The organism is Methanofervidicoccus sp. A16 (assembly GCF_003351865.1).
In the GTDB taxonomy this organism is placed as follows: Archaea; AGJL01; Methanococci; order Methanococcales; family Methanococcaceae; genus Methanofervidicoccus.
The window spans coordinates 400,492-426,507 of record NZ_CP022242.1; the positions used below are offsets into that span (position 1 = coordinate 400,492).

26 protein-coding genes are annotated in these 26,016 nt (G+C 34.8%); 16 read left to right on the forward strand and 10 right to left on the reverse strand.

Annotation, left to right across the window (positions count from 1 at the left end; genetic code table 11):
- Positions 1-387: 387 nt before the first annotated feature.
- Positions 388-1,719 (reverse strand): phosphomannomutase/phosphoglucomutase, encoded by a 1,332-nt coding sequence (locus CFE53_RS01890; protein WP_148120213.1) that lies wholly within the window; start codon positions 1,717-1,719, stop codon positions 388-390.
- A 147-nt stretch (positions 1,720-1,866) separates the two neighbouring features.
- Between CFE53_RS01890 and CFE53_RS01895 the strand changes: the two genes are divergently transcribed.
- The 7 genes from CFE53_RS01895 to CFE53_RS01925 all read left to right on the forward strand — a co-directional run bounded on the left by CFE53_RS01895 (position 1,867) and on the right by CFE53_RS01925 (position 8,361).
- Positions 1,867-3,021: an ABC transporter ATP-binding protein gene (locus CFE53_RS01895; protein WP_148120214.1), complete on the forward strand. Its 1,155-nt coding sequence runs from the start codon at positions 1,867-1,869 to the stop codon at positions 3,019-3,021.
- Positions 3,022-3,175: 154 nt separating this feature from the next.
- The gene (locus tag CFE53_RS01900; RefSeq protein WP_148120215.1) at positions 3,176-3,643 is read left to right on the forward strand and encodes a GbsR/MarR family transcriptional regulator; all 468 of its coding nucleotides are present in this window, start codon (positions 3,176-3,178) and stop codon (positions 3,641-3,643) included.
- A complete protein-coding gene (locus CFE53_RS01905; protein ID WP_148120216.1) occupies positions 3,640-4,782 on the forward strand; it encodes an RND family transporter in 1,143 nt (380 codons plus the stop codon). The genes CFE53_RS01900 and CFE53_RS01905 overlap by 4 nt, the downstream gene beginning before the upstream one ends.
- Positions 4,783-4,833: 51 nt before the next feature.
- A complete protein-coding gene (locus tag CFE53_RS01910) occupies positions 4,834-6,357 on the forward strand; it encodes a COG1361 S-layer family protein (protein WP_148121125.1) in 1,524 nt (507 codons plus the stop codon).
- Positions 6,358-6,777: 420 nt separating this feature from the next.
- Positions 6,778-7,452 (forward strand): 3,4-dihydroxy-2-butanone-4-phosphate synthase, encoded by a 675-nt coding sequence (ribB, locus tag CFE53_RS01915; protein ID WP_148120217.1) that lies wholly within the window; start codon positions 6,778-6,780, stop codon positions 7,450-7,452.
- Between the two features lie 14 nt (positions 7,453-7,466).
- The gene (ribC, locus tag CFE53_RS01920) at positions 7,467-7,937 is read left to right on the forward strand and encodes a riboflavin synthase (protein WP_148120218.1); all 471 of its coding nucleotides are present in this window, start codon (positions 7,467-7,469) and stop codon (positions 7,935-7,937) included.
- Between the two features lie 199 nt (positions 7,938-8,136).
- Positions 8,137-8,361: a TRAM domain-containing protein gene (locus CFE53_RS01925; RefSeq protein WP_172456342.1), complete on the forward strand. Its 225-nt coding sequence runs from the start codon at positions 8,137-8,139 to the stop codon at positions 8,359-8,361.
- A gap of 117 nt (positions 8,362-8,478) precedes the next feature.
- Here CFE53_RS01925 and CFE53_RS01930 read toward each other — a convergent pair whose 3' ends face one another.
- A complete protein-coding gene (locus tag CFE53_RS01930; protein WP_148120220.1) occupies positions 8,479-9,018 on the reverse strand; it encodes a hypothetical protein in 540 nt (179 codons plus the stop codon).
- Positions 9,019-9,026: 8 nt separating this feature from the next.
- Positions 9,027-10,232 (reverse strand): DUF2226 domain-containing protein, encoded by a 1,206-nt coding sequence (locus CFE53_RS01935; protein ID WP_148120221.1) that lies wholly within the window; start codon positions 10,230-10,232, stop codon positions 9,027-9,029.
- Positions 10,233-10,711: 479 nt separating this feature from the next.
- Here CFE53_RS01935 and CFE53_RS01940 point away from each other — a divergent pair, with 479 nt between their 5' ends.
- Positions 10,712-11,365, forward strand: a complete 654-nt coding sequence (locus CFE53_RS01940; RefSeq protein ID WP_148120222.1) for a DUF5612 domain-containing protein — start codon at positions 10,712-10,714, stop codon at positions 11,363-11,365.
- Positions 11,366-11,372: 7 nt separating this feature from the next.
- Here the strand turns inward: CFE53_RS01940 and CFE53_RS01945 are convergent, their stop codons facing one another.
- The 4 genes from CFE53_RS01945 to CFE53_RS01960 form a co-directional block, all read right to left on the reverse strand.
- Positions 11,373-13,208, reverse strand: a complete 1,836-nt coding sequence (locus CFE53_RS01945; protein WP_148120223.1) for a methyl-accepting chemotaxis protein — start codon at positions 13,206-13,208, stop codon at positions 11,373-11,375.
- Positions 13,209-13,564: 356 nt separating this feature from the next.
- Entirely contained in the window at positions 13,565-13,801 is a 237-nt protein-coding gene (locus tag CFE53_RS01950) for a 50S ribosomal protein L14e (protein ID WP_148120224.1), read from the reverse strand.
- Positions 13,788-14,351, reverse strand: a complete 564-nt coding sequence (gene cmk / locus CFE53_RS01955; RefSeq protein ID WP_148120225.1) for a (d)CMP kinase — start codon at positions 14,349-14,351, stop codon at positions 13,788-13,790. Before cmk ends, CFE53_RS01950 begins: the two co-directional genes overlap by 14 nt.
- Positions 14,352-14,362: 11 nt before the next feature.
- Complete coding sequence (locus CFE53_RS01960) at positions 14,363-14,638, reverse strand: 50S ribosomal protein L34e (RefSeq protein ID WP_148120226.1); 276 nt, start codon at positions 14,636-14,638, stop codon at positions 14,363-14,365.
- A gap of 166 nt (positions 14,639-14,804) precedes the next feature.
- Between CFE53_RS01960 and CFE53_RS01965 the strand changes: the two genes are divergently transcribed.
- Both CFE53_RS01965 and CFE53_RS01970 read left to right on the forward strand, forming a co-directional pair.
- Positions 14,805-15,797, forward strand: coding sequence for a tRNA 2-thiocytidine biosynthesis TtcA family protein (locus CFE53_RS01965; RefSeq protein WP_253254766.1), 993 nt, complete (start codon positions 14,805-14,807; stop codon positions 15,795-15,797).
- A gap of 26 nt (positions 15,798-15,823) precedes the next feature.
- Complete coding sequence (locus CFE53_RS01970) at positions 15,824-16,579, forward strand: TatD family hydrolase (protein WP_148120228.1); 756 nt, start codon at positions 15,824-15,826, stop codon at positions 16,577-16,579.
- A 119-nt stretch (positions 16,580-16,698) separates the two neighbouring features.
- On the opposite strand, the gene CFE53_RS01975 is transcribed toward CFE53_RS01970, so the two are convergent.
- Entirely contained in the window at positions 16,699-17,733 is a 1,035-nt protein-coding gene (locus tag CFE53_RS01975; RefSeq protein ID WP_148120229.1) for a class I SAM-dependent methyltransferase family protein, read from the reverse strand.
- Between the two features lie 444 nt (positions 17,734-18,177).
- Between CFE53_RS01975 and CFE53_RS01980 the strand changes: the two genes are divergently transcribed.
- Together CFE53_RS01980 and CFE53_RS01985 are read left to right on the forward strand one after the other, a co-directional pair.
- Positions 18,178-19,002 (forward strand): SPFH domain-containing protein, encoded by an 825-nt coding sequence (locus CFE53_RS01980; RefSeq protein ID WP_148120230.1) that lies wholly within the window; start codon positions 18,178-18,180, stop codon positions 19,000-19,002.
- A gap of 554 nt (positions 19,003-19,556) precedes the next feature.
- On the forward strand, positions 19,557-20,537 hold the full coding sequence (locus tag CFE53_RS01985) for a cobalt-precorrin 5A hydrolase (protein ID WP_148120231.1): 981 nt from the start codon (positions 19,557-19,559) through the stop codon (positions 20,535-20,537).
- Here CFE53_RS01985 and CFE53_RS01990 read toward each other — a convergent pair.
- Positions 20,534-21,307, reverse strand: a complete 774-nt coding sequence (locus CFE53_RS01990; RefSeq protein ID WP_148120232.1) for a 7-cyano-7-deazaguanine synthase — start codon at positions 21,305-21,307, stop codon at positions 20,534-20,536. The genes CFE53_RS01985 and CFE53_RS01990 overlap by 4 nt on opposite strands.
- Positions 21,308-21,599: 292 nt before the next feature.
- Between CFE53_RS01990 and CFE53_RS01995 the strand changes: the two genes are divergently transcribed.
- The 4 genes from CFE53_RS01995 (at position 21,600) to CFE53_RS02010 (ending at position 25,551) form a co-directional block, all read left to right on the forward strand.
- Positions 21,600-22,844 (forward strand): Pre-mRNA processing ribonucleoprotein, encoded by a 1,245-nt coding sequence (locus tag CFE53_RS01995; protein WP_148120233.1) that lies wholly within the window; start codon positions 21,600-21,602, stop codon positions 22,842-22,844.
- A 4-nt stretch (positions 22,845-22,848) separates the two neighbouring features.
- Positions 22,849-23,529 carry a fibrillarin-like rRNA/tRNA 2'-O-methyltransferase gene (locus CFE53_RS02000; protein WP_148120234.1) on the forward strand — a complete coding sequence of 227 codons (681 nt, stop codon included), beginning with the start codon at positions 22,849-22,851 and terminating at the stop codon, positions 23,527-23,529.
- Between the two features lie 9 nt (positions 23,530-23,538).
- The gene (locus CFE53_RS02005; protein WP_148120235.1) at positions 23,539-24,195 is read left to right on the forward strand and encodes a histidinol phosphate phosphatase domain-containing protein; all 657 of its coding nucleotides are present in this window, start codon (positions 23,539-23,541) and stop codon (positions 24,193-24,195) included.
- 507 nt (positions 24,196-24,702) lie between these two features.
- Positions 24,703-25,551, forward strand: a complete 849-nt coding sequence (locus CFE53_RS02010) for a TatD family hydrolase (protein ID WP_148120236.1) — start codon at positions 24,703-24,705, stop codon at positions 25,549-25,551.
- Between the two features lie 293 nt (positions 25,552-25,844).
- Here the strand turns inward: CFE53_RS02010 and CFE53_RS02015 are convergent, their stop codons facing one another.
- On the reverse strand, positions 25,845-25,985 hold the full coding sequence (locus CFE53_RS02015; RefSeq protein WP_371678158.1) for a hypothetical protein: 141 nt from the start codon (positions 25,983-25,985) through the stop codon (positions 25,845-25,847).
- Positions 25,986-26,016 lie beyond the last annotated feature (31 nt).

Here is a 26,016-nt window from a genome sequence, read left to right on the forward strand (position 1 = left end):
TGATAGTTTAAAAGAATTAAATAAAAATAAAAAATAATTATATAAAATTAAAAACTTTTCTAATCAAAAGTTAATAAAGAAAGTTAGATGAAATTATTATATTTACTTTTTTATCTCCATTATTTTTATTATGGTTATTATTTTTATTATTCTTCTAATTACAATCTTGATGGGAACTGAGGTTTATTCTTATTTTTTATTAAGATTTTTGATAGGGAACTTAAATAGTAAAAAATTAAAAAAAACAAAAGAGTGTAAAAGATTCTGTTATAACAAATTATTATCTTTTAACCGGCAAATATTTACTCCTTTTAACAATTTTAACATTTATAGAGATTTTAGACGTGTTATTTCAATATAGTGAAAACCAAAAATAAAAATTTTTAATTACAAACCTCCATCTAACTTATTTACAATCTCTTTAATCTCCTCTACCTTCTCCTTCATGATCTCCTCAGTATCTCCCTCCAAGTTCAACCTTAGGAGAGGTTCAGTGTTGGAGGGCCTTATGTTGAACCACCAACCTTTACAGTACACAGAGAGTCCATCTAATTCCTCTATTTCACAGTTCTTATATATCTCCTTCAGTCCCTCCAGTATCCTTCTCTGATCCTTTACCTTGAAGTTTATCTCGCCACTGTGGTAGTACTTCTTATACTCCCTCCATATCTTTGAGAGAGGTTCCCCTCTCTCCTCCATAGTGGACAGTATGTAGTTTAAGGCGATTAAGGGACCTTCGAAGTATCCTATCTCCTTGAAGTAGAAGTGATTTGAAAGTTCCCCTGCAAACTCCCCATCTATCTCCTGCATAAGTTTCTTTATAAAGTAGTGTCCCACCCTACTCTTTACAGGAATTCCTCCGTATCTCTCTATTACCTCGGGAACAACCTTACTACACCTTAGATCGTATATTATCTTTACCCCCTCCTTTTCCCTCAGTATCTCCCTGGATATTATGGCAGTGATCATATCCCCCTGGAGAACATCACCTCTCTCATCAACTATACCTATTCTGTCCCCATCTCCATCGAAGATTATCCCAATATCACAGTTGTTATCCCTTACAGTTTTTATAATATCCCTTAGACAGGAGATCTTCAAGGTATCAGGTTGATGTGCCGGAAAGGTTCCATCTGGGTAGTCGTTTATAAATATATGGTCCTTCAACAACTCCTCCAGTATCTCCTTCTCTACAATGGAGGTACTGCCGTTGGCAAAATCAACTGCCACCTTTATATCGTAGGAATTACACCTCTTTAAAAAGAATCTCTTATACTCCGATGAGACATCAACCTTTAACTCCTCTAAATCTATCTCCTCAACTTCCCTCCTTTGGGAATCTTCTAATTTCTCCTTTTTAAATATTGGCTTTATCTCCTCTACTGGAGATATAGGGAGTGCATTCCTATCACACATTTTAAAACCTGTATACTCTGGAGGGTTGTGAGAGGCAGTTATAATTACTCCTAAGTCATATCTATTCCTTGTGCCGAAGTACATAAGGGGCGTAGATATGGTACCTCCGTAGGATACCTTACCTCCAGATTCCATTATACCAAATATAAATGGTTTCAGGAGTTCCTTTGAACCTATCCTTACATCGTTGGCGACAAGTATATTCTTGTATCCCTCTCCTAGAACTCTACCTAAGGAGTATGCAAAGTTCTCATCTAGTTGTTCCCTAAATATGCCCCTTATATCATAGGCTTTAAATACCAAGGTATCACCTAAGTACTGAGAATATTAAATTTATTATTTTTATTTTAATATTTATAAAATGGGAGAAAGATTTTTTCTTAATTTTTATAAATATTATTATAATCATTATTTTTATTATTTGAATAACAATTCTATTACAGGGATAAAATGCTAAAAACTGAAAACCTCTCTGTTGGATATGGTAACTACATTGTAGTAGAAGGCATAAACTTAGAGATAAAGGAGAGGGAGATACTCTGTATAATAGGACCTAATGGAGCGGGAAAATCTACACTTCTAAAGACCATAGCCACATATTTAGAACCTAAGGGAGGAGTTGTCTATTTAAACGGTAGAAATATTCACAGGTTATCTCCCAAGGAAATTGCAAGGGAGATGTCTGTAGTACTAACCGAGAGGGTTAATCCAGGTAATCTAACTGGGTACGATATCGTTGCTATAGGTAGACATCCCTATACAGATATATTTGGAAGATTAAGTGAGAGGGATAGGGAGGTAATAGAGTACGCAGCGAAATCTGTAAATGCAACACATCTGTTAAGTAAGAACTTCTTTGAGATGAGTGATGGAGAGAGGCAAAAGATAATGATAGCGAGAGCCCTCGCCCAGGAACCTAAGGTACTCATATTAGATGAACCTACAAGTTTTCTAGATGCAAAACATAAGATAGAACTAACTATACTACTTAGAAAACTTGCAATAGAGAACAACTTGGCGATAGTGGTTACACTACATGATATAGAGTTGGCCCTTAGGATAGCAGATAAGATGGCTCTTATTAAAGATGGTAGAATTATCGCCTATGGATGTCCAGAGGATGTCATGAAGAGGGAGGTTGTAAATAATCTTTACGATTTGAAGAGTGCAAACTACAGTGAGGTGTTGGGATACTTCGAGTTGAAATCCTCTGGGAGGAGGAACTGTAAGGTATTTCTAATATGTGGAGGGGGCACAGGTGCCAATGTAATGAGGTTCCTCGTTAAAAATGGATACAAGGTGGCTGTTGGAGTACTCCATAAAAACGATATAGACTATACAGTTGCTGAAACTATGGGACTGGAGATAGTGGAGGAGGAGCCTTATAATCCTATATCCCAGAGGAGTTATGAGAGGGCATTAGAGGAAATCAGATCCTCCGATGTTATTATATATACAGATTTTCCCCTTGGAGAGATGAATAAGTTAAATAGGGAACTTGTGGAGGAGAGTATAAAACTTGGTAAGTACATGATAAAGTACGATGGATGTGTGGAGAGGTTGAAGGAAAGGTTAAATGAGTATTATAACTATTCTAACCTCTAACAGTTTATATATTTTGTATTTTCTGTAAGTGTTATAGTTTTTATATTAATGTTTATAATAGAAATCTTTATATAATATTCTTTTAATTATTTAAAACATTCAAAAAATTTTGAATGTTCTATATTTTTTAAACAAAAGTATTACCTGTGAAACTATGGAGGAGATCAAAGAGACAATTATTGAATTATTCTCCGATATTGCAGAGATACATGGACATAGTAGATCCCTTGGAAAGATCTACGCAATTCTCTACCTCGCCGACAAACCTCTCTGTATAGAGGATATAGTTAAGGAGTTGGGGATGAGTAAGGGAAATGTAAGTATGAATCTGAACAAACTTGAGGAGATAGGTCTTGTTAAAAAGATCTGGATAAAGGGAGATAGGAGAAACTACTACAGATGTGTGGGAGGTTTCTCCTCCTACAAAGATATCGTTAAAAGGAAGTACGAGACTATCTCCAGAGCCTGTGATAAGTTGGAGAAGTTAAAAAAGAAGTACAATATTGGTGAAAATGACAGTATCTCTAAAAAGTTGAAACGTATTGAACGTATGAGAGAGGTGTCAAGGAGAGTGTTGGAGGTGCTTGAGGAGATAGATAAAGATCTCGGTGAAGAGATATGATCGAAGATATACTGAGAAAAATTGCTATCTTTTCAGAGAGAAGGCCCTTCCTTATGTTAGTGATCATTTTAATAATCACTATCTTTGCAGGGATAGGGGCAACGAAGGTTAAATTTCAAACAGCCTTTGAGAAAATGCTCCCACAGGATAATCCTGTTATAGAGACACTCTACGAGGTAAGAGACAACTTTGGAGGTACAGATATTATATCCATCTGTATAAAGTTGAAACCTTCAGATAGTTCAGATAAGGTGAATGACATAAGAGATCCTAGGGTTCTAAGGTATATAAAAATTCTAGAGGCTGATCTGGAGGAAATAGATGGTATTACAGGTGTAAATTCTCCTGTGGATGTTATAATTGAGAGAAATAACGGGACTGTTCCCAATGACATAGAGACTGTAAAGGAGATCTACAACTCACTGCCAGAGGATGCTAGAAATGGAATTTTCAATCATGACTACTCCATGGTTGTGGTAAATGCCTACACAGATGCAGGAGGAGATCAGGAAAAACTTATGGAAGTTATGAAGGACATCTATCAACGAATTGAAGATTCACCTGTCCCTCCTGGTATTGAGGTAGTATGTACAGGTACTCCTCCTATGAGAAGACTTCTGGATAATCTTATGAGGGAGAGTCAGATATTCACAACCTTAATCGGTGGAATAGGTGTATTAATTGTACTCTTCTTCTACTTTAGGAAGCCCCTCTCCACCATCATGCCCCTGATACCTATAGTAATAGCGGTGATATGGACAGGAGGTGCTATGGGATTACTTGGCATCCCTGTAGATATGGCGACTGCAGGTATAGGTTCCCTACTCCTCGGTATAGGTATAGACTACGGTATTCACCTTATGCACAGGTACGAGGAGGAGCGTAAGAAGGGGAGGGATGTGGCAGAATCTATAGAAACCGCAGTTGTAAGTACTGGGATGGCTGTGATGGCCACTACAGCAACGACAGTTGCTGGTTTCTTAGCCCTTGTAATCGCCCCTCTACCTATGATGGCAAACTTAGGTAAGGTATGTGCATTGGGTATAACCTTCTGTATGATCTGTGTAATCACTCTACTTCCAGCACTCCTCGTCATCGAGGAGAGGTATATACTACCCCTGTTTAAAAAGGAGAGGTAATTAGGTGATACTGTGATATCTAAGAGAGGTTTTGGAGTACTGTTGATACTGATGATAATAGTAATTACAAATGTAGAGGCTCTAAGTTTAGGAGAACTTCAATACTCCCCTGAAGTTATATACCCTGGAGATGATGTAGATCTCTGGATCAAGGTAACTAACAACGATGAGAAGGATTTAAAAAATATAGAGGTGTCTATTAAACCTCACTATCCCTTCGAGTTGAGACAGGTTAATCCCAAGAAGGGAACCGCAGTAATACATCACCTGAATCCTGGGGAGAGTGATATAGTATACTTTAAACTTCACATAGATGAAAGTGCAATATCGAGAGAGTATAGACTGGATATAACAGTTTCCTACGACAAGATTGAATATGATAAAGGAGAGGAGATAGTAACTCACTATAATTGGACAAAGGTATACTACATTCCCGTTTATGGTACTCCAAACTTTGAGATAGAATTAATTAATAATTCTCCATCACTTACCCCTGGAAAGACAGAGAGGATCTCACTTCTAATATACAATAAAGGTACTGGGAAGGCTAAAGAGTGTACCCTATCCATCGGAGGTAATCAGTATATATCCCCTGTTGGTAGCACGAAATTTTACCTAGGTACTGTTAAACCCCAGGGGAGAAAACTTATAAACCTAAGGTTATACACCAATGGAGGCACACCTGAGGGGACCTATATTATCCCTGCAACTCTATCCTGGATAGATGAAGGAGGTAAAGTGAAAAGTGAAAACATAAACATAGGACTGACTGTTAAGGGAGATGTTCTATTAGGTGTCTCAAATGTGATCACCACTCCAAGGGAGATCAAGCCTGGAGATACCTATGTAAGGATAGATGTTACAGTGACCAACAACGGCCATGGGGAAGCAAAGGATGTAAAAGTACATCTAAAAACCTCCTACCCATTCCGGGACAGTTGGAGTAGTGCAAACTTTAAAGGTATTGGAACACTGAAGGGAGGGGAGAGTAAAACTGTCTCATTTACTGTAGATGTTGATAAATCTGCCACCTCTAAGCATTACAAGGTTCCCATCTATATGGAGTACTTAGATGTATTCAACAGAAGACACAACACAACAGAAACCATAGATATATACGTTAAATCAAAACCAGTACTTGAGATCCTCTCAAAGGAGTACACTGTAAAGGCAGGAAAGGATAATATACTTCTGATAACTGTAAAGAATGTAGGTAATGAAAAGGCGGAAGGAGTAAGGATAACTGCCATTAGAAACAGTGCCCAACCTTTTGACTATCCTAAGAAAAGTGATACAGTAGGTACATTAAACCCAGGAGAAAATGGAACTGGTGCCATCGTTGTCAGTGTAGATAGAGATGCACTACCTAAGGAGTACATTATTACCCTTGAGATAAGGGCAATTGGAGATAGGGATAAGGGAGATAACAACGTCTATATTACTCAGAAGAGTATAAAGGTTAAGGTTGAAAAAGGAGGAGGTGGGATACCTCTTCTCTTGTATTATGGAGTTATAGGGATGATAGTGGCAGGAGGAATGATTTATTATTTCAGGGAAAATCTAGATAAAAACTAAATTACCCTAATTCCCATCAAAAAATTCTAATAAGAATAACAATAATTATAAAAAATAAAAATATAAAAAGAAGTATTAAAATTATTGAAATCAAAACAAGAGATAAATAATTTCTCCTAGGACGCTCTAAGATACTGTAGGGATAAAGCAGATCCTCCCTAACAGTCTGCTATTATCAACTTTATTATTTTTTTTATTATCTAAATCTTACTTTGATGGAAATTAAGGTTTATTTTATTATTATTCCTCTTAAGATTTTTATTATTTTTTTATTATGATTATTATTTTTATTATTATTTTTTTAATCACAATCTTGATGGGAACTAGGGTATAATATTTATTCATTACTTTTATTGTCATTATTATTTTTATATAAGTTCAAGATTTTATTAGATAATAACAAAAAAATCTGGTGAGTAAATGGAGATAATAGAGAAGGCTATAAACAGTCTAAGAAATGGAAAGATAGTACTTGTCTACGACAGCGATGATAGAGAGGGAGAAACTGACATGGTTGTAGTTTCGGAGAAGATAACACCTGAACATATAAAGAGTATGAGAAAGGATGGTGGCGGCCTTATATGTACTGCAGTACATCCGGAGATCTGCAACGCCATAGGCATTCCCTTTATGGTAGATGTACTCCTTGAAGCCTCAAAGAGATACCCATTACTGAAAGAACTCTATCCTTCTGATATTCCATATGATGAGAAATCCTCTTTCTCTATTACTATAAACCATAGAAGGACATTTACAGGTATTACAGATAGAGATAGAGCGTACACCATAAGAAAACTTGCTGATCTTTGTAAGGAGAAGAGGTTTAACGACTTCGGCAAAGAATTCAGATCTCCAGGGCATGTTATTCTCCTAAGGGCTGCTGAAGGTCTTGTTAGGAGTAGAAGGGGCCATACAGAGATGACAGTGGCCCTTGCAGAGTTGGCAAATATGACTCCAATTACCACCATCTGTGAGATGATGGGAGATGATGGCTACGCCATGAATAAGAGTGAGGCTAGGAAGTATGCAGAGAAACACAACTTAGTATTTTTAAGTGGGGAAGATATTATAAACTACTACCTCGAGAGGATATAGTTATAGGTGGTATTATGGCTGTAAAGGTAGGTATTGCTGATACTACCTTTGCAAGGGTAGATATGGCATCTGCTGCGATAAAAAAACTTAAGGAGTTAACACCGAAGATAAAGATAATTAGATATACAGTACCTGGGATAAAGGATCTACCTGTGGCCTGTAAAAAACTTATTGAGGAGGAGAACTGTGAGATTGTAATGGCCCTTGGAATGCCTGGGAAGGAGGAGAAAGATAAAGTATGTGCCCATGAGGCTTCCCAGGGTATTATGATGGCCCAACTTATGACCAACAAACATATTATAGAGGTATTTGTCCATGAAGACGAGGCTAAAGATGAAAAGGAGTTAGAGTGGCTTGCAAAGAGGAGGGCAGAGGAGCACGCCGAGAATGTATACTATCTACTTTTCAATAGAAAGTTCTTAGAGAAAAATGCTGGTAAGGGATTGAGACAGGGGTTTGAAGATGTTGGGCCTGCTAGAGAATAAATTGTTTTAAATTTTAAACGATGGATAGGTTTTTATAGGATGAAAACAACAATAGATAAAAACACTTCTGTGCGGGGAGTTGGGCCCCCCTAAGTGGAGTCGAGGTTCTACGGAATAAGACTCAAGTCCATTTATGAGAGGGTAATGGAATATCCCATTACCTTCGTAAATGGACAGGCCCATAAATAGCGTATGAAATATGGTGAATAGAATGTCATTCAATAGTCAAAGAAATAATAGAAAAATACCTGTAGTTGAGGGGAAGGAGTATAAGGTAACAATTGAGGACATGGGAAGAGGAGGAGATGGAATAGCAAGAGTAGAAGGATTTGTTGTTTTTGTCCCCAATACTACAAAGGGAGAAACAATTACAGTTAAAATAACTGCAGTAAAGGATAGATTTGCCTTTGGAGAGAGGGTATAATATATCCTTTAAATTCTCTTTTTTATAATTTTTTATTTTTTATTAGGCATCAGATTTTAGAAGTTTCTCATCCCCATTCAGCCGGGGACAACTTCATCATCTGCCTGGAACTTAGTTTTAATTAGGTATATACTCCTCTAAAACGTTGAGGAGATCTTTTATTAACTTTTTCTCATTTACAGCATCTAGTTCAAAGTTAGATCTGATTATAGCATACGTATTAACATTGTTTATACTTATAGGTAATATATGGATATAATAATTTTCAAATTTAATAGATATTTTTTTAGGTTTATTCTTCGATAACTTATGAGTACGTTGAAATAGAGCACTGTACTTTGCAGAGATTTCGTCAGGATTTCTAATTGTAGATACTATAGGAAGTCCCTCTTCGGAGGTTATAGTTATACTTGTTACATCATTCTCCAATGCCACTTCTATAAGGTCGAACTTATTTGATAACTTTTCATTACTGATATTTATACTTTCAGTCGTATATCTTTTTAATTCTAACAAACTATTAACGATTTCATCTTCAAGTTTCTCTTTTTCTAACAATCTCTCCTTTTCTTTTTTAATAGTATATATATACCATCCTAACATTATTACTACCAAACCTATTAAAAAAAGTATAAGAAATAAAAATATAGAATCCATAATAGCACCTATTTTTGCACTATCTCAATATTTATCTTTGGATTTATCTCTATAACATACTGAGATAGTATATCTTCTATATCTTTTTTAATTTTTTCTACCTTTATATTTCTAAATAATCTCCCACGATAGAATATAAATCCAAGTAATGATTTAGGTATTATTTTTATGTTGCAGACACAATGGTACCCCTCGTTATAATATACCTCCATATCTATCTCAAAACTTTTTACATACTTACAACTTTCTAAATAAGAACGTATTTTTTCCTCTAGATCTTTTTTAATGCCTTCTAATTCTTCATAGGATGGCTCAAAAACATTTTTAATAAGATTTTCTATAGATTCTTCATCTGGTAATGTAATGTTAAGTTTCTCTAAAAGTTTCTCTTTATCAAGAGGTATCTCTTCCTCTATTTCTTCTATTTCTTCGCTTATTTCTTCTTTGGTATCTTCTATGTCGTTATCCTCACTAATTTCATCATCTTCTTTTAACGATTCGATATCAACTAGTGCCATCTGTGGATAGTATTCTATAAGTATCTCTACTTTATCTTCATTGTATTCAAAAATATCAACTACAATATCGGGATAGGATAAAAGTTTTTTAATCATGAAACATGCCTCTTTACCAAATAGAACTTTGTTGTTATACTCATAAGCGGCCAGTATAGGTGTTTTATCTTTATACACTATATAGCCCTTTTTATATCCATCTTCATCCTTTTTAAATATCTCCACTAGTGTATATCCTTTCAAGTAATCAGTATATTCCTTTCCCACATTCATCTTTAAAGGTTTACCTTCAGGTATCATCAATACTATATCGTAATAGTGGAACTTTTTTTCAGATTCTACTTCTTTTTCAGAACTTTTTTTCACGTCTTTACTTAAAAACATCTCTTTGTATACATCCATCATCGTATTTAATTTTTCTATAGGATATTCATATACCTCTATTATAGGTTTGTTATTTTTCATCCTCTCTATGTACTCTATAGCCTTGTCTCCAAAGGCTTCTATATCGTTATAGTTGTAGTAGTAACCAACAACAACTCCATTTTTCAGAAAGATATATCCCTCTTCAAAGCCTTTATCCCTCCTTATTGAAAGTTTAATATATCCCGTAAAATCCTTTAATTCTTTCAGTATTTCATCTACATTTTTATCTTCCACTATTTTAATTAATTTTCCCTCTATAATATATACTGTCATAATACTTCACCTTAAAGAAGATCATTATATAATGTTTATTTATAATTATTTTAGTATGTTTTGATTTTTCCGTTAGTAGCGAATTTCATTATTGTTAATTTTTTGTGATATTGTAATTATAAACTCTTAATAAATAAAAATAGTAAATTTATAACCTAGTTTACCTTATTCTACTATAACGTAATAAATAATATTTATAAAAATTAAAAAATATTTAAATTTTTAAATTAAAAACAAATCTCTAAAATTAAACAGAGAAAGATAGCTAGAGAAAGAATACCTTCCCGAAAACTTTTGAAAAACTTACTTCTAAATTATAATTATAAGTTAATAGGACCTAACAATAAGTGAATCTCATCCTCCAAGTAGTATATAGGTTATACTAAAAAAAAGGATAACATAAAGAATTTTTAGACTATTTTATTTTATACACATAATAATCTAGTAAATACTACTAAAAAACAAGAACGGTAAAAATTATGGAAATAGGGCTAACGTTGATAGCACATAATAGAGTAGGTACCTTACATAGAGTAACAGGTATTATTTCAAAGTTAGGGGGAAATATAACCTATACGCAGCAGTTTATAAGAAACGATGATACTGGACTGATCTATATGGAGATAGAGAATATAGAAGATAAGGATAACCTCTTAAATACTTTAAAAAATTTAGAGGGAATAATAGAGGTAGAGATCCACTCTACCCTTAAAAAGATCTTTGGGAAGAGGATAATAATAATAGGAGGAGGTGCTCAAGTCTCCCAGGTCGCCTTAGGGGCGATAATAGAGGCAGATAGACATAACATCCGAGGGGAGAGAATAAGTATAGATACTATCCCTATAGTTGGAGAGGAGAATTTAGCCAATGCAGTGCTTTCAGTTGAAAAACTTCCAAGAGTAGGATTGTTAGTTCTCGCTGGATCCCTTATGGGTGGGAAGATAACTGAAGCTATTAAAAGACTGAAAGAGAGAACTGGTATTTATGTTATCTCCTTGAAGATGTTTGGTAGTGTTCCTAAGGTGGTAGATCTAGTGGTAACTGATCCTGTACAGGCTGGAGTAATAGCAGTGATGACAGTTGCAGAGACTGCAAAATTTGATATTAATAAAGTTAGAGGGAAGGTTATCTAAGTATTGATTATACTCTGAACTTACTTACATTCTCGGAGACCTCTTCTGATATCCTAGCAAGTTCCTCGATAGCCTTACTGACCTCCTCAACAACTCCATTCTGCTCTTCAGCACTAGCGGTCAACTCTTCTGCAGTTGCTGCAAACTCCTCAGAGATAGAGGCGATATCTTGGACGTTTCTGAGGGCGCTGTGGATGTTGTTGTTGGACTCTTCAGCATGTTCCTTAATAACGTTTATCTTCTCCAACGCAGTATAGGCACCATCCTTGATCTTGAGGAATGCACTATTTACCTCATCTATTGCAATAACTCCTTTGTCAACCTCATCCTTTCCAGTTAGACCTAGATCTACAGTTTTCTCAATCTTACTCTGTATCTCTGAAATGGTTCTCTTAATATCGTCTACAGACTTCCCGATCTCCTCCGCCAGGGACTTGATCTCACTTGCAACAACTGCGAAACCTCTCCCAGCCTCTCCGGCCCTGGCAGCCTCTATGGAGGCGTTAAGGGCCAGGAGTCCAGTTTGCTCTGCAATGTCTTTAATGAGTACTGTAATCTCGTTGATCTTCTTACTCTCCTCTCCAAGTTCCTGGATGGCCTTACCTAACTCGTCTATTACATTTGCGATATTCTGCATGGTTGTTATTGCATTTTCTACCTTCTTTACACCCTCCTCTGAGTAGTTACTTACTTCCTCTGCAGCCTTTACCCCTTCTTCTGCACTCTGGGCTGTGTTCTCAATTAACCTGGTAGTGTCCTCCAACTCCTGAGAGATGTCCTGGAGTTTTGTGGACTGGTCTGTGGCTGCAGTGGCTACCTGGGAGGCTGCGTCTGCCACCTGGTCTGAGATCTCCTTTGCCTTTTCTGCTTCTTCTTTAAGTCTGTCAATTTCATCGTTTAGTCTGTCTATATGGTCTCTTAAGTCTTTAATAAGTTGTGCTACGTTTTCCACTGCTTTGTTAATCGTATCTCCTATGAGTTTAAACTCACCTACTTCTTTCATTCTAACGGTGAAATCTCCATTAGCCAAACTATTCATAACCTCAGATATTCTATCAAACAGATTTCTTAATTTTTCTTCTTTCTCCATTTCTTTCTCCATATCTTCTCTGAGATTATTAAGCACCTTCAGTATGTTATTATATATTTTTCCTATTTCATCATTGTAGAACCTCACTTTAGGCTCCACGTTATAGTTCCTATTGGCCATTTCGTCGGTGATCCTATCTAACTCTTCCAAATGCCTAATAACAGTTCTTCTGATAAATACTATAGAGACGACTGCTATTAAGAGTCCAGCAATACCTCCCATAGTAAGCATATTGTCCAATAAGGACATTTCTTTTTCTATCTCTTCAGTGTACATCCCTACAGCCTTATGCATTTCAGCGAATATCTCCATATTATGATCTTTTATATATTCCAATGCCTCCTTAAACTCTGGATCACTAGGATTCTTTGTGTAGATTATTTTAACCTTCTCATAGAATGGATCCCAGAGTTCTTTAACTTTAAGTAACTGTTGTTTGATATTTTCTGGAGCGGGAGGAATTCCTCTCTCAGGGTTGCCGTTAATTAGATCCTTTAGGGTCTTATCAAACTCCTCTGCACTTTTCATCATTTTTTCTTTATATTCTAAATGTCCCATACTAACCATAAGTGCATATTTCGCTGTATTTACTACTAACGTTCTCTGCTTTCCTGCAACACCTACAATCCTCCCATCTTTTATTATGTCTTTACTCATTACAATAGCAAAAGCAGCAATACTTAGAAAGATGATAATTAATAGAGCCATGCTGATGCATAGTCTTGTTTTTACAGACATATTGCTGAGTTTCATAGGTCACCTCTTCTATATTATATAGTCAAATGGTGTAATCAAATTCATAAATATTCAGATATATAGGGACCTAGTTTTATAAACATTATGATAAATATACATTACTAAAAAATTCGACATTTTAAATTATATCCTTTTAAATTATATCCTTTCCACCTTCCAGAAAGAGAATAATAAAATATCCCACCTCCAATACATTTCTATGGGTACGGGAGGAACAGATTCTGAATAAATTATCTATTTTAGACTTTAGAAGTGCATCAGGGATTTCATCCCCTCATCTAAATTATTTTTATTTTTTATATAAATTATTTATAAATATTTTTATATTTTTAATGTAAAAAATTAAAAAAGAGTTATTTAAGAAGACCTGCTGCATCCAATGCCAATTTAACCTCTTCAGTTGAGGCTCCTTTTTTGATATCTACCTTCTTCTCAGTTGGCTCTATGTGTTTTATATTACATCTTCTCCTTTTGACATTTCCATCTACTAGTACAAAGTTTTTATCTATTACATCTACTATAACGCAGATTTTTCCTGCCTCTTTTCCCATTGTTTTAACACATACTCTTCCCACTTCAATTGCTGCCATTTTTTTCACCCTTTCTATTTTTTAAACTATCTATACATTTACAGATGATACCAAATACACCCTCTACATCCCAGCGGGATGTATCTATAACTATGTGATATATAGAGAGATCCTCTAGATCTATGTTGTATATCTCTTTATAACGTTTTTTCTCACTTTTTTCTCTCTCTATCATTTCAGATAAGGATGTTTCTATATCCTTATTTTCCCTCTCACTTACCCTCTTACACCTAACCATTGGAGGTGCCTTTAGCCATATAGAGAGTGTAGGTTCTATGTTATATCTCTTCAATATCCATGCAGCGAGTCGTCCCTCCAATATTACATTCCCCTCCTTTGCAATTTCAACCTGTTTGGCGTCTATTTCCCTGTCTATCTCTGGATGTTCCTCTGCATATTTACTGAACTCTGAGAGATCCATGTTCATCTTTTTAGCCATCTCTCTGAAGATAAACCCTGCACATACATGTTTCAATCCATACTTTTTGGCTATTAACTTAGATATCGTTGTAGTTCCACTGCCAGGAGGTCCCCCAATGGTTATTATCATCTAAACACCTATTACAGTTGTAAGTTCCTTGCCCTCTCTATCATCAGTCTTTTTAAGCATCTTGGACAGAGGTAGCCACCGTATGGTCTTTCAGGTCTCTTCTCTGTTTTAGACAGTTTTCTAATCTCAGATGGCCTACCCCTTGGGACACCATTCAGAATAGCACCACATTGAGCACACTTTGCCTTAGAGGGCTTTCTCTTCCTGTAGTGAATTAGTGTTCTATTACCAGGTCCTCTTTTGAAGATCTTCTTTAAAGATCTCGATCTATACCTTGGAGCAGGCATATAAATGACCTCCTAAATGTTGTTAAAAATTATAATAAAAAAATTTCTCTAATAGTAAAAAATAGTAGTGGTATATATCTTTTACTTAATTAAAAATATTCCACTTAAAAAAGGGTATTTGCTCATATTATTTAAATCTTTCCCTATAATGATACAGAGGGAGATATTGAAAGAGATAGACATTAAGGAATTAAAGAAGTACTGTAATCCGTCCTATCTTACCATTAGAAAGGATAAGATCATTGTAAACAGTAGAAGATTGGCAAAACTGTCTAAGGCAAAAAAAGAGAAAATAGAAAAAAAATTTAAGATACCTGTAATATACTCCAAAAGTTACGAGTTAATATCCCAAAAGATGGGGAGGTATGTATCGAAGTACCGTATAATAACACCAAGGGACACATTGGTAGTAGGTTTAAGTGGAGGAAAGGATAGTTTGGCACTACTTCACCTTTTGGAACCATACAGACGTAGATTTGGGGTAAAGATATATGCAGTTACTGTAGATATAAATGTTGGAGGTATTAGGCCCTGGCATCCTGAAAACAGTAATGTGAAAAAGATAATAGAACACTGTGAGGCCCTGAATATTCCTCATCGAATAATATCCTTCCATGAAGATGTAGTTAAAATGTCTCAACTACTCTCAGATAACTCTACAGGTATTGTATACTCCCCCTGTTTCTCCTGCTCCATCGTTAGAAGATACGTCTTAACCAATTTTATTAAGGAGTTGATAGAGGAGGAAGATATTGAAAGGGATAAGATAAAGATATGTTTAGGGCACACTTTAGAGGATAACTCGGATACTATATTGGCAAATATCTTTAAGGGAGATATTATAAGAGTTCTAGAACCTATCAGAGATTTTGAGGAAACTACCTTTGACTTTAAAGAGTTCAGACTTAAACTACAGAGATGTACTATAATAAGACCTCTACTAAGTGTTTCAGAGAAAGACATCTTAAAGGCACTAGATGAGTGTAGTATTCAGTACTATAAAGATAAGGAAATATGTCCCTACAGTAGAGATAGAGGAGATAGTATAAGAAGGAGATGCCATGAGATCTTAGAGAACCTTGAGAAAGATGTTAAGAACATAAGGGAAATGGTAGTTTCATCTGTGTTGAAGTCTATAGAGTATTATAGAGGTAGGTAAGGAAATTCCATTTCATAGGTGAAACTATGGATAATATAAAATACATCGACGCCCACTGCCATTTAGAGGATAAAAAATTCAATAAAGATAGAGAGGAAATTATAAACGCCTGCAAAGAAAGAAATATAGAGGTAGTTACAAGTGGTGTAGGTATTGGAGGTTGTAAGAGAGCCTTAGAGATCAAAAGGAAGTATCCCGATATCCACCTTACCTTAGGATTTCACCCTCACAGTGTAAGAGCAGATGATAAAGTTGTAGAAGAAGTATACAATATAATAAAAAATAATGAGAAGCAGATAGTCGCAGTGGGAGAAATAGGTTTGGATATAAGGGATGAAAACCTTCCCCGACAAAAAGAATTATTCCAGAGGTTTATATCCCTATCTGAGGAGTTAGGTAAACCTATAGTAGTTCATGGGAGAGGGCTGGAAAGAGAGTGTTATAATATTATAAACAACAGGGTAGTATCCATGTTCCACTGCTACAGCGGGGATGAGAAACTTGCAAAAGAGTTGATAGAGAATGGACACTATATATCTATATCGACACTTATCTGTATCTCTCCACACCATAGAGACCTTGTTAAAAATTTAGACCTTGAAAATATTTTAGTTGAGACAGATAGCCCCTATCTCTCCCCTGTAAGAGGAGAGAAAAATACGCCCCTCAACGTTATAAAGGTAGTGGAAGGGATATACAATATAAAAAAGGAAGAAGGTTATACATATGAAGAAATTGTTAAGTTGATCTACAAAAATTCAAAGAGATTTTTTAATATATAAAGTGTTTATTATTTCAAAAATAATTTAAAAATTATAATTATTATAAAAATAGATTAATAAAAATTAAATGTTTTCTAAACATAGGATAAAGAGAAAACTCTTCAATTTCTATCAGGATCTTAGATCCTTTTATTCACCTTCACATCTAACACTATGACGTACTCCCTTGGGGCGTAGGATTTTACTATTCTTTTTCCCAATACTTCATAATCACATTTAGATTCAAATATCTTTTCTGCACCTTTAAAATCTTTATCTATGGTGTAGTAGTGAATAATTCCTCCATCCTCTACAATATCCAGTGCCTTATCTACGAATTTATAGGAGTACTTGGGCAAGTTCATAATTACTCTGTTTCCAGATACATCTACATTCCTGACGTCATCCAATATAGGCACGATTTTATCTTTAACTTTGTTTAACTCTATATTTCTCTTAAGTAGTTCTATTGCATAGGGATTTATATCTATAGCATATACCTTTTTAGCATTTCTACAGGCTATTGAAAAGGGCCCAACACCACAGAACATATCTACTACAACATCCTTCGGAGATGTCATCTCCATTATTCTCTTTCTCTCCCAGCCCAGACGAGGAGAGAAATATACCTTTTCCACATCTACCCACAGTCTATAACTGTTTTCTTTGTAGAGTGTAAGAGTGTTGTACTCTCCAGCAAGAAGTTCCAACTTACGGATTCTATAATCCCCCTCAATACTACTCTTTTTCCTGAAGACTGTTTTAATAGAAGGTATTAACTTCAAGGCATTTTCTCCAATTTTCTTTCTAGTGTCCTTATCTACCTCTTCAGATATTTGAAGTATGACTATACTTCCTATTACATCGTATGAGAGCGATACCCATCCTTTCTCTATCTCCTCTTTGAAATTATTAAGGAGATACTCCCTAAAACTCATTTCTTTTTTACTACCTCTCCTCCTTTGAAATTCTTCATCTTTCACTTCCAAAAACTCTATATTGCCAAAAAGGGATCTTAACTCATCCTCTAATGTAGGCTCTAAGGTATCAATAAGAGGTATATATAGGGCATCTCCTACCCTCTTTATCTTGTACTCTCTATTTAATAATCCCTTATCTAAGAGACATCTTCTTACCTTTTCACCCTCCTTCCTATCCACCTTACAGCAGTACATAGGATCACCTGGAAGTTATATAAGAACAGGAACTAGATTAACTTTAGCTTTTTGATTTATAGGCTCATTTCTCTATCTAAATGAATAAACTCCTTCTTATTATAGTAATAATTAATTAAAATATTATAAAATATTAAAAATAAAAAAGAAAAAAAATTGAAATTGTTTACTTAAAATATTTTAGTGTCCAAAATCTAATAAAGCCCATATCCAGAAGAGAATAGATAATCCCTAAATTAATTATTCAACATTTATTTATTTCAACAATTCTTTTTTCAATATTTTATTTTTTATTATTAATTAATGTTTTTATAATTAATTAGTAGTTTTTTATCATTTTTTAATAGATTAAAGTTTTTTCATGTTTACAAAATAATAAATAGTAAAAAGTTGCTAATATTCTTCTATAAGGAATTATAAAACCTACTGTATGGAGTTGAGATAATGACTTGGTTTTGGCTACTTGTTGGTCTAATTGTTCTATATATTGTTATAAAATCTATAGTTATAATAAATCAGTATGAATCTGGATTGGTATTCAGACTGGGAAAAGTATCCAGATTACTACGCCCTGGAGTAAATATAATAATACCTTTTATAGAGTATCCTGTTAAAGTAGATATGAGAACGAAGGTTATAGACATACCACCTCAAGAGATGATTACAAAGGATAATGCAACGGTCTCAATAGATGCTGTTATCTACTATAGGGTTGTAGATGTAAAAAGGGCACTGTTAGAGGTTCAAGACTACGAATACGCCATAATAAACCTTGCCCAGACTACACTTAGGGCAATCATAGGTAGTATGGAGTTGGATGAGGTACTAAATAAGAGGGAGTATATAAATTCAAAGTTGTTAGAGACCTTAGATAGAGATACAGATGCCTGGGGTGTTAGGGTTGAGAAGGTAGAACTTAGGGAGATAGAACCTCCAGAGGATATTAAAAATGCAATGACTCAGCAGATGAAGGCTGAGAGGTTAAAGAGAGCGGCAATCCTTGAGGCGGAAGGAGAGAAACAGAGTAAGATATTAAAGGCAGAGGGAGTTGCCGAAAGTTTAAGGATCGAGGCTGAGGGACAGGCTAAGGCTATAAAGATAGTTGCAGAGGCAGCACAGCAGTACTTTAAAAATGAGGCCCAACTCTACAAGGCTCTCGAGGTTGCCAATACAGTACTTAAGGATAATAGTAAGTTTGTCATCTCTGAGAGTGTGTTAGATGTTGCTAAGAACCTACTGAAGAGTAGGGAAGAGGGTAAAATAGGTTAATCGAGGATCTCGATAAAAATAATAAAACAATAATAATTAAAAAAAATAAAGAAATTTGAAACAAAAAATAATTAAAAAGAGCAACTCTTCTCCGTTATTTTTATTATTTTTTATACTCTAGTTCCCATCAAAAGGATAGTTTAAAGAATAATAAAAATAATTATAAAATAAAATAAAGAAAAGGTTTTAAAATAAAAAACTTCTATTATCCCAGATATAGCATTTTTAAAAAGAGATTGGAGGGATAGTCCTTTGAATACCTTCTAATATAGTGATATCAGATAGGATTTCTTATCTCTATCTAAGTGATCAGAAAGATCCTTATAGTTTAATGGTCTTATCTGATATTTTAATCGTGATTTTTATTATAATAATTATCATTTTTACTGTTCTTTTAACCACTACTGATGGGAACTAAGGTTTTTTATATTTTTTTAAGAAAGTTTTATTTTATTCTAATTATTTTTATTTTTTAATAATTTTTATACATTTCTATAATATTTCCCGTTGTTATGGTTTATTTTTTAATTACAATTATAGAGAGATGAATAAACATGATAAAAATAATCTATATCACCGAAAAGGGGAAAACTCTAGCTAAAAAAATAGAGAATATCTTAAAATACTATAGATATCTTTCCTCCACTTACTACTTAAAGGATTTTCAGATAGAGGGAAAGGAGAAGGGATTTATCTTTATAATGGCAGTAGGTATTGTAATAAGAAAGTACATAGAAGAGATAAAGGAGGATAAAACAAGAGATCCCTTTGTAATAGTTGTAGATGAAAATGGTAAGTATGTAATTCCACTACTATCCAACCACCTTGGAGGAGGTAACTACTTCTCCAAGTTACTAGAGGGAGAGTTAGGAGGAATGGCAGTACTAACTACTGCAACTGATACGAACAACAAAGTTGGTATAGATGAACTCTCCAGAATGTATTTCTTGGAAACTCCTAAAAGGGAAGATATACTTAGAATAAACAGAAAGATTTTAGAGGAAAAGGTGGATCTCTACCTACCGAGAAATTGGAAGGTAATTGATAGAAGGATATATAACACCTATAACGTACACCACCACGATAGAGATTACATAGTGGTAGATGATGTAATACTCCCTAAGAAGTACCTTGTAGTAGGATTAGGATGTAGAAAAGGAATTGAAACCTGGAAGGTATATTGGACAGTTAAAAAGGCCCTCTATATAAGGGATATACCTCCCTGGAGGGTGGATGGATTTGCGACTGTGGATATTAAGAGAAATGAGAGGGGGATATTGGAGACTGTGGAGAGGTTGAAGGGGAAACTTTACACCTTCACAAGAGAGGAGATAATGGATATCTATAAAGTAAGAGATGACCTAGAAAAATCTCCATTTGTATTTAAAAGTTTAGGGATCTATGGAGTATCTGAGCCTGTATCTATCCTAGGAGTATCGAAGTTAAAGGGAGATAATATTGATCCTCGAGGTGTAGATCTTATACTTAGAAAGTTTAAAAATAGAGGAGTTACAGTTTCTATAAGTGTAGGTTAATGTTGAGACAGTACTTCCAAAATATTCTTTAATCCCTCTCCACTATCTATTACCTGGGCCCTAACCTCCCTTAATATCCTTTGGATGGTAAATTTTTTATTTCTTTCATACCTATGGGCGATCCTTAGGAGGGGGCAGGTATATTTCCGTTTTATCTCTATACCTACAGTTTTTAATATTTCCCTACACTGATTCTTAGTTAAGGAGAGAAAGGATGGCATGTTTATCCTTATTGTATCTTCCTCTTTTACAACAGAGAGATAACCAGTTGATAACATATCACCGTATATAATATATTTAATACCCTTATCCCTGGCGTAGTTTAGAATACTCTCTTCTATCCTTTTATGACATCTGCCACAGGGATGATACCTTCCCTCTAAAGTACCTAATCTGATATCCTCAAGATCTATCTCTATAAATCTATGGGTTATTCCCAACTTCTTCACTAGATTGGATATCCTACTCTTATCTTCCTCCTCCATTATAGTAGGTGAGTAGATGGTAACTCCTACTACATTAAAGATCCTCTTAGAGATAATGGTAGATGCAGTACTATCTACACCTCCACTGAATGCCACAACAGCTCTTTCCTTTTTACTACTGTCCTCATTATGTATATACTCTAAAAATTTCTCAAAATCCCTACTAAATGATAGGAGCAACTTTAACCTGTTGTAGATTTGAGGATCTAATACTCCACTACTGTAAAGATTTTCTAGGTTTTTCATGGAAATTTTTAGTCTAATATCCCTTACCTCTGAATACATAGTATCTCCTAAAAATTTCTATTAAATTTATATATAAAATCTTAGAAAAGAGTGTTATATTGAGGAATAAATTATCAGAATAAAAAATATGAAGAGGTTAAAAAATAGGAAATTATAATAATTATATTCAAGAGTGGCAATAAGGAAATTTTTGACTGGATATATTAATTATCATTAAAAAAATAATATTGAATAAATTCTTGTAGTGATAATAAAAACCCTATTTTTCTTTTAAATATATAAATATTTATTTTAGTATTTTCATTCCCACATAGAAAACAACGGTGATCTCATGTACTATCTGATATTCACATCTTACGGTGCCTTTCTCCTAGATTATAATGGAGATCTAAGTTTGGAAAACATAAAATACTATAAGATATTCCCGGAAGAGGATATACCTAAGATTATGTACGACCTTAGAAGGGGAAATCTACAGATAGTTGATAAGTTGAAGGAGGAGTGGAATCTAAAAGACGGTGAAAAGGTTATAGTAGAGTATTTAGAGGAGGAGCCTACAACTCCAGGGAAATTCGTAAGAGAGAACGTCTACACTCTCGGTAAGAGGTACGGCGTCTTTAACAGTTATGAGGAGTTTATAGAAAAAACTAACCTCTGGACAACTGAACTCACTAAACTCCTGATGAAGGAAGCCTCTGAGAGAAAGGATAAATTAATAATCCAAACAGTAAGTGCACTAGATGACTTAGATGAGACACTTAATCTATTCTCCGAGAGACTTAGGGAGTGGTACTCCCTCTACTTCCCAGAGATGGACAAAATTATAAAGAAACATGAACTCTATGCAAAGTTAGTATCTCAGTTTTTAAAGAGGGAAAATTATACCAGGACTAAGTTAAAGGAGTTTTTACCTTCAAAAACAGCTAAAATTCTATCTAAAGCGGCAAAGAGTTCAATGGGTGCAGAGTTATCTGAGAGGGATCTTTCCATTATAAAAGAGTTTGCAGATCAGATAATATCTCTTTACAACTTAAGAGATAAATTAGTGAAGTATCTGGAAGAACTGATGGAGGAGACTGCACCTAACTTAACAAAGTTGGCAGGACCTTCCCTAGGTGCAAGACTTATAAGTTTAACTGGAGGATTGGAGAGACTGTCAAAACTACCTGCCTCTACAATACAGGTTATCGGTGCTGAGAAGGCACTGTTTGCACATCTGAGATTAGGTGCAGATCCTCCAAAACATGGGGTTATATTTCAACACCCTCTTATTCAAAGTTCTCCCTGGTGGATCAGGGGAAAGGTTGCAAGGGCCCTTGCCTGTAAGTTGGCGGTAGGAGTTAGGGCAGATGTATTTGGAAACTACATAGCAGATGAACTTCTTGAAGCCCTTAATAAGAGGGTTGAGGAGATAAAGAGGAAGTATCCTGAACCGAGGAAGAAAACTTCAAAGAAAAGAAAAGAAAAAAAAGAAAAAGGTAAGAAAAAGAAAAAAGAAGATAAAAAGAAAAAGAAAAAAGGTAAAAAATCGAAGAAGGGAAAGAAGGTAATAGGAAAGACATCCTCAAAATGGTGATACTTTGAAAGTTAGGGAGATCTTCGATAACGTATATGAGATAGATACAGGTGATGGTGTTAGGAGGATAGGGACAAAATCCCTAGTTCCCTCCAAGAGGGTTTATGGGGAGAGGGTAGTTAAGATAGAAGGGGTGGAATACAGAATCTGGAATCCCAACAAGAGTAAGTTGGCAGCTGCCATATTGAAGGGACTTAAGGTTATGCCCATAAAGAGAGGTTCAAAGGTGCTCTACTTAGGTGCCTCCGCAGGTACTACTCCTTCCCATGTTGCAGATATTGTGGAGTACGCACCTGTATACTCTGTGGAGTTCTCGCCGAGGATAATGAGGGAGTTCTTAGAGGTATGTAAGGATAGGAAGAACCTTATACCTATACTGGGAGATGCCAACTTACCAAATACCTACAGTAATATAGTTGAGATGGTAGATGTGATATACGAGGACGTCGCCCAGGTGAATCAGGCTGAAATACTTATCAAAAATGCTAAGTGGTTCTTAAAGGAGGGGGGATACGGTATAATAGCCATAAAGGCTAGGAGTATAGACGTTGTAAAGGATCCCAAAGAGATATTTAAGGAGCAGAGGGAGATACTGACAGAGGGAGGTTTTAAGATAGTGGATGAGGTGGATATTGAACCCTTTGAGAGGGATCATGTGTTGATGGTAGGCATCTGGCAACCCTAAGGTGGTAGTGTGAGATACGACTTCCATACCCATACAGTTTTCAGCGATGGAGAGTTGATACCTTCAGAACTTGTAAGGAGGGCAATACTACTTAACCATACAGCCCTGGCTATTACAGATCATGGAGATGCAAGTAATTACAAGGATCTAATAGAGAAGACAATATTAGCGAGGGAGGAGTTGAAGAGGTACTGGGATATAAGGGTAATTGTAGGTATTGAACTTACCCATATACCTCCTAAGTCTATCCCGAAGATGGCTAGAAGGTGTAAAGATGTGGGGGCTGAGATCGTTCTAGTCCATGGAGAGACAATAGTGGAACCTGTGGAGGAGGGAACGAATTACTACGCCTCTATCTCCGAAGATGTGGATATCTTAGCCCATCCAGGACTGATAGACAGGGAATGTGCAGAGAATATAAAGGAGAATAATATATTCTTGGAGATCACATCGAGGAAGGGACACTCTCTAACAAATGGACATGTGATGAACGTTGCAAGGGATTTCAATATACCTGTTGTGATAAATACAGATACTCACAGTCCCTCGGATCTTATAGATGTGAATTTTGCAAGGAAGGTAGGTTTAGGTTGTGGGATGGGTAGAAAGGAGTTGGAAAATGCTTTATATTATTATCCTAAGGAGTTGTTGAAGAGATTGATTTAATATACTTCCGTAATAATATGAAACATCTGTTCATCTGTTAATAAAAGTTGCTAGGATGTTTAATTTTTCTCTTCTCTCAATATGACTCTATAAATATCAAAGATAGAAGGTAATTATTTTTTCCAGTCGATGGATTGGTAGTTCCCATCAATATAGTTCTGATGTGCCACTAAGGAGTAAGATGGCTAAAAAAAGAAAGATGTAGTTAGTTTTTATAATATACCATCATCTACTTATTTTCTACTTCAGTATATAAGTATTTAAGTGGATCTACAAGAGAGAATTTTATATTATTTAATTAATCTTATTAAAATAAATAATTAAGAATTAAGAAAATTATTACTATAATAACAAAATTAAAAAATCCTATCTGGAATATTTACGATTCTTTTCTATTTGAATAATTTTTTGTTTTATTATAGAATAAAAAAAATAAAGTTTTATTATTAGCAAAATATCCTACTGGTTTTAGAACGGTACTCTTAAAAATACCTTGGAGGAACGATAATGAACGTAAATATAAAAGATATACCTATTACAGATAATCACATTCATGTAGACAGTAAGAGAGGTTACGGTGCTGAAAAGGTGGCAAAAATATTTAAAAATGCTGGAGGAAAAACTCTAATATTACTGAATAAACCCTCTTTTACAGGTGATTTAATCGCTCCCATGGATACGTTGATAAGGGATATAGAAACTATAAAGAAAAAGGTTGAAGGGGTACAAGTATATGGATTGGTAGGGGTACATCCCTGTGAAATCACCACTATGGTAGAGAGGGGAAAGAGTTTAGAATATATTAAAGAGAAGGTTATAGAAGCCTTAAACTATGCCAGAAAACTTGTAGAGGAGTATGAATTCTTAGTTGGTATTGGGGAGGTTGGAAGGCCCCACTTTAAAGTAAGTGAGGATGTATGGAAGATCTCCAACGAGATACTCTTATACTGTATGGAGATGGCCAGAGATATTGGATGTGCTCTACAGATCCACGGGGAGAGTGCCTCAGAGGAGCAGTTCAGGGAATTTAGGGACATGGCGAGATCTGTAAATCTGAACCCTGAAAAGGTTATAAAACACCACTGTGGAGATAACGTATTGGAGGGAGAAAAATACGGGATTTTTCCTTCTATTATGGCCTCTAAACCAGTTGTTGAGGCTGCAAAAAAATCTCTAAGGTTTGTAATGGAAACTGATTATATTGACGACTTAAGACGTCCTGGAGCAGTTTTAGGAATAAAGACAGTTCCAAGAAGAACAAGAAAACTTTTAGAGATGGGTATAATTGACGAGGAGGGTGCCTATAAAATTCATAAGGAAAATATTGAAAAACTTTATAACATAGAGCTGGAATAGGTTTTTATAATCCATAAGAAAAATATTGGTATTAAAAATAAAACTACTTTCTATTAGAATTTTAAAAATATTATTATGATATAATAATATTAATTATGGAAATAATAAGATATTTTAGTCTCAATAATTTTTAATATAACGGGACTCTGTTAACGGAAGGATTTTAACTCTTTTTCTCTTTTTCTCTATAAGATAAATAATATAAAAAGAATTTTTTATTCCCTCTATTATTTTATAAATATTAAATTTATTTTTGTTATTAATTATTTTTATTTTAAAATCATCATCTCCTTTTAACCTCTTTCTTCTTTAACTTCTTCACCCTTTTTAGTCTCTTCTTCTTTGATCTCTTCTTTTTCTTCTTCTAACTTAGATATTTCTTTTTTTATGTCCTCTGAGATTTTTGTCGCGGAAGAAATTGCAGCAACTTTCATTAATGCATCTAATTTTTTACTTAATTCATTA

What these genes read in the sequence shown, in the direction of transcription:
- CFE53_RS01895 (WP_148120214.1), top strand. Translation starts at nt 1,867, where the DNA reads ATGCTAAAAACTGAAAACCTCTCTGTTGGATATGGTAACTACATTGTA.
- CFE53_RS01900 (WP_148120215.1), top strand. Translation starts at nt 3,176, where the DNA reads ATGGAGGAGATCAAAGAGACAATTATTGAATTATTCTCCGATATTGCA.
- CFE53_RS01905 (WP_148120216.1), top strand. Translation starts at nt 3,640, where the DNA reads ATGATCGAAGATATACTGAGAAAAATTGCTATCTTTTCAGAGAGAAGG.
- CFE53_RS01910 (WP_148121125.1), top strand. Translation starts at nt 4,834, where the DNA reads ATGATAATAGTAATTACAAATGTAGAGGCTCTAAGTTTAGGAGAACTT.
- ribB (WP_148120217.1), top strand. Translation starts at nt 6,778, where the DNA reads ATGGAGATAATAGAGAAGGCTATAAACAGTCTAAGAAATGGAAAGATA.
- ribC (WP_148120218.1), top strand. Translation starts at nt 7,467, where the DNA reads ATGGCTGTAAAGGTAGGTATTGCTGATACTACCTTTGCAAGGGTAGAT.
- CFE53_RS01925 (WP_172456342.1), top strand. Translation starts at nt 8,137, where the DNA reads ATGGTGAATAGAATGTCATTCAATAGTCAAAGAAATAATAGAAAAATA.
- CFE53_RS01930 (WP_148120220.1), bottom strand. Translation starts at nt 9,018, where the DNA reads ATGGATTCTATATTTTTATTTCTTATACTTTTTTTAATAGGTTTGGTA.
- CFE53_RS01935 (WP_148120221.1), bottom strand. Translation starts at nt 10,232, where the DNA reads ATGACAGTATATATTATAGAGGGAAAATTAATTAAAATAGTGGAAGAT.
- CFE53_RS01940 (WP_148120222.1), top strand. Translation starts at nt 10,712, where the DNA reads ATGGAAATAGGGCTAACGTTGATAGCACATAATAGAGTAGGTACCTTA.
- CFE53_RS01945 (WP_148120223.1), bottom strand. Translation starts at nt 13,208, where the DNA reads ATGAAACTCAGCAATATGTCTGTAAAAACAAGACTATGCATCAGCATG.
- CFE53_RS01950 (WP_148120224.1), bottom strand. Translation starts at nt 13,801, where the DNA reads ATGGCAGCAATTGAAGTGGGAAGAGTATGTGTTAAAACAATGGGAAAA.
- cmk (WP_148120225.1), bottom strand. Translation starts at nt 14,351, where the DNA reads ATGATAATAACCATTGGGGGACCTCCTGGCAGTGGAACTACAACGATA.
- CFE53_RS01960 (WP_148120226.1), bottom strand. Translation starts at nt 14,638, where the DNA reads ATGCCTGCTCCAAGGTATAGATCGAGATCTTTAAAGAAGATCTTCAAA.
- CFE53_RS01970 (WP_148120228.1), top strand. Translation starts at nt 15,824, where the DNA reads ATGGATAATATAAAATACATCGACGCCCACTGCCATTTAGAGGATAAA.
- CFE53_RS01975 (WP_148120229.1), bottom strand. Translation starts at nt 17,733, where the DNA reads ATGTACTGCTGTAAGGTGGATAGGAAGGAGGGTGAAAAGGTAAGAAGA.
- CFE53_RS01980 (WP_148120230.1), top strand. Translation starts at nt 18,178, where the DNA reads ATGACTTGGTTTTGGCTACTTGTTGGTCTAATTGTTCTATATATTGTT.
- CFE53_RS01985 (WP_148120231.1), top strand. Translation starts at nt 19,557, where the DNA reads ATGATAAAAATAATCTATATCACCGAAAAGGGGAAAACTCTAGCTAAA.
- CFE53_RS01990 (WP_148120232.1), bottom strand. Translation starts at nt 21,307, where the DNA reads ATGTATTCAGAGGTAAGGGATATTAGACTAAAAATTTCCATGAAAAAC.
- CFE53_RS01995 (WP_148120233.1), top strand. Translation starts at nt 21,600, where the DNA reads ATGTACTATCTGATATTCACATCTTACGGTGCCTTTCTCCTAGATTAT.
- CFE53_RS02010 (WP_148120236.1), top strand. Translation starts at nt 24,703, where the DNA reads ATGAACGTAAATATAAAAGATATACCTATTACAGATAATCACATTCAT.
- CFE53_RS02015 (WP_371678158.1), bottom strand. Translation starts at nt 25,985, where the DNA reads ATGAAAGTTGCTGCAATTTCTTCCGCGACAAAAATCTCAGAGGACATA.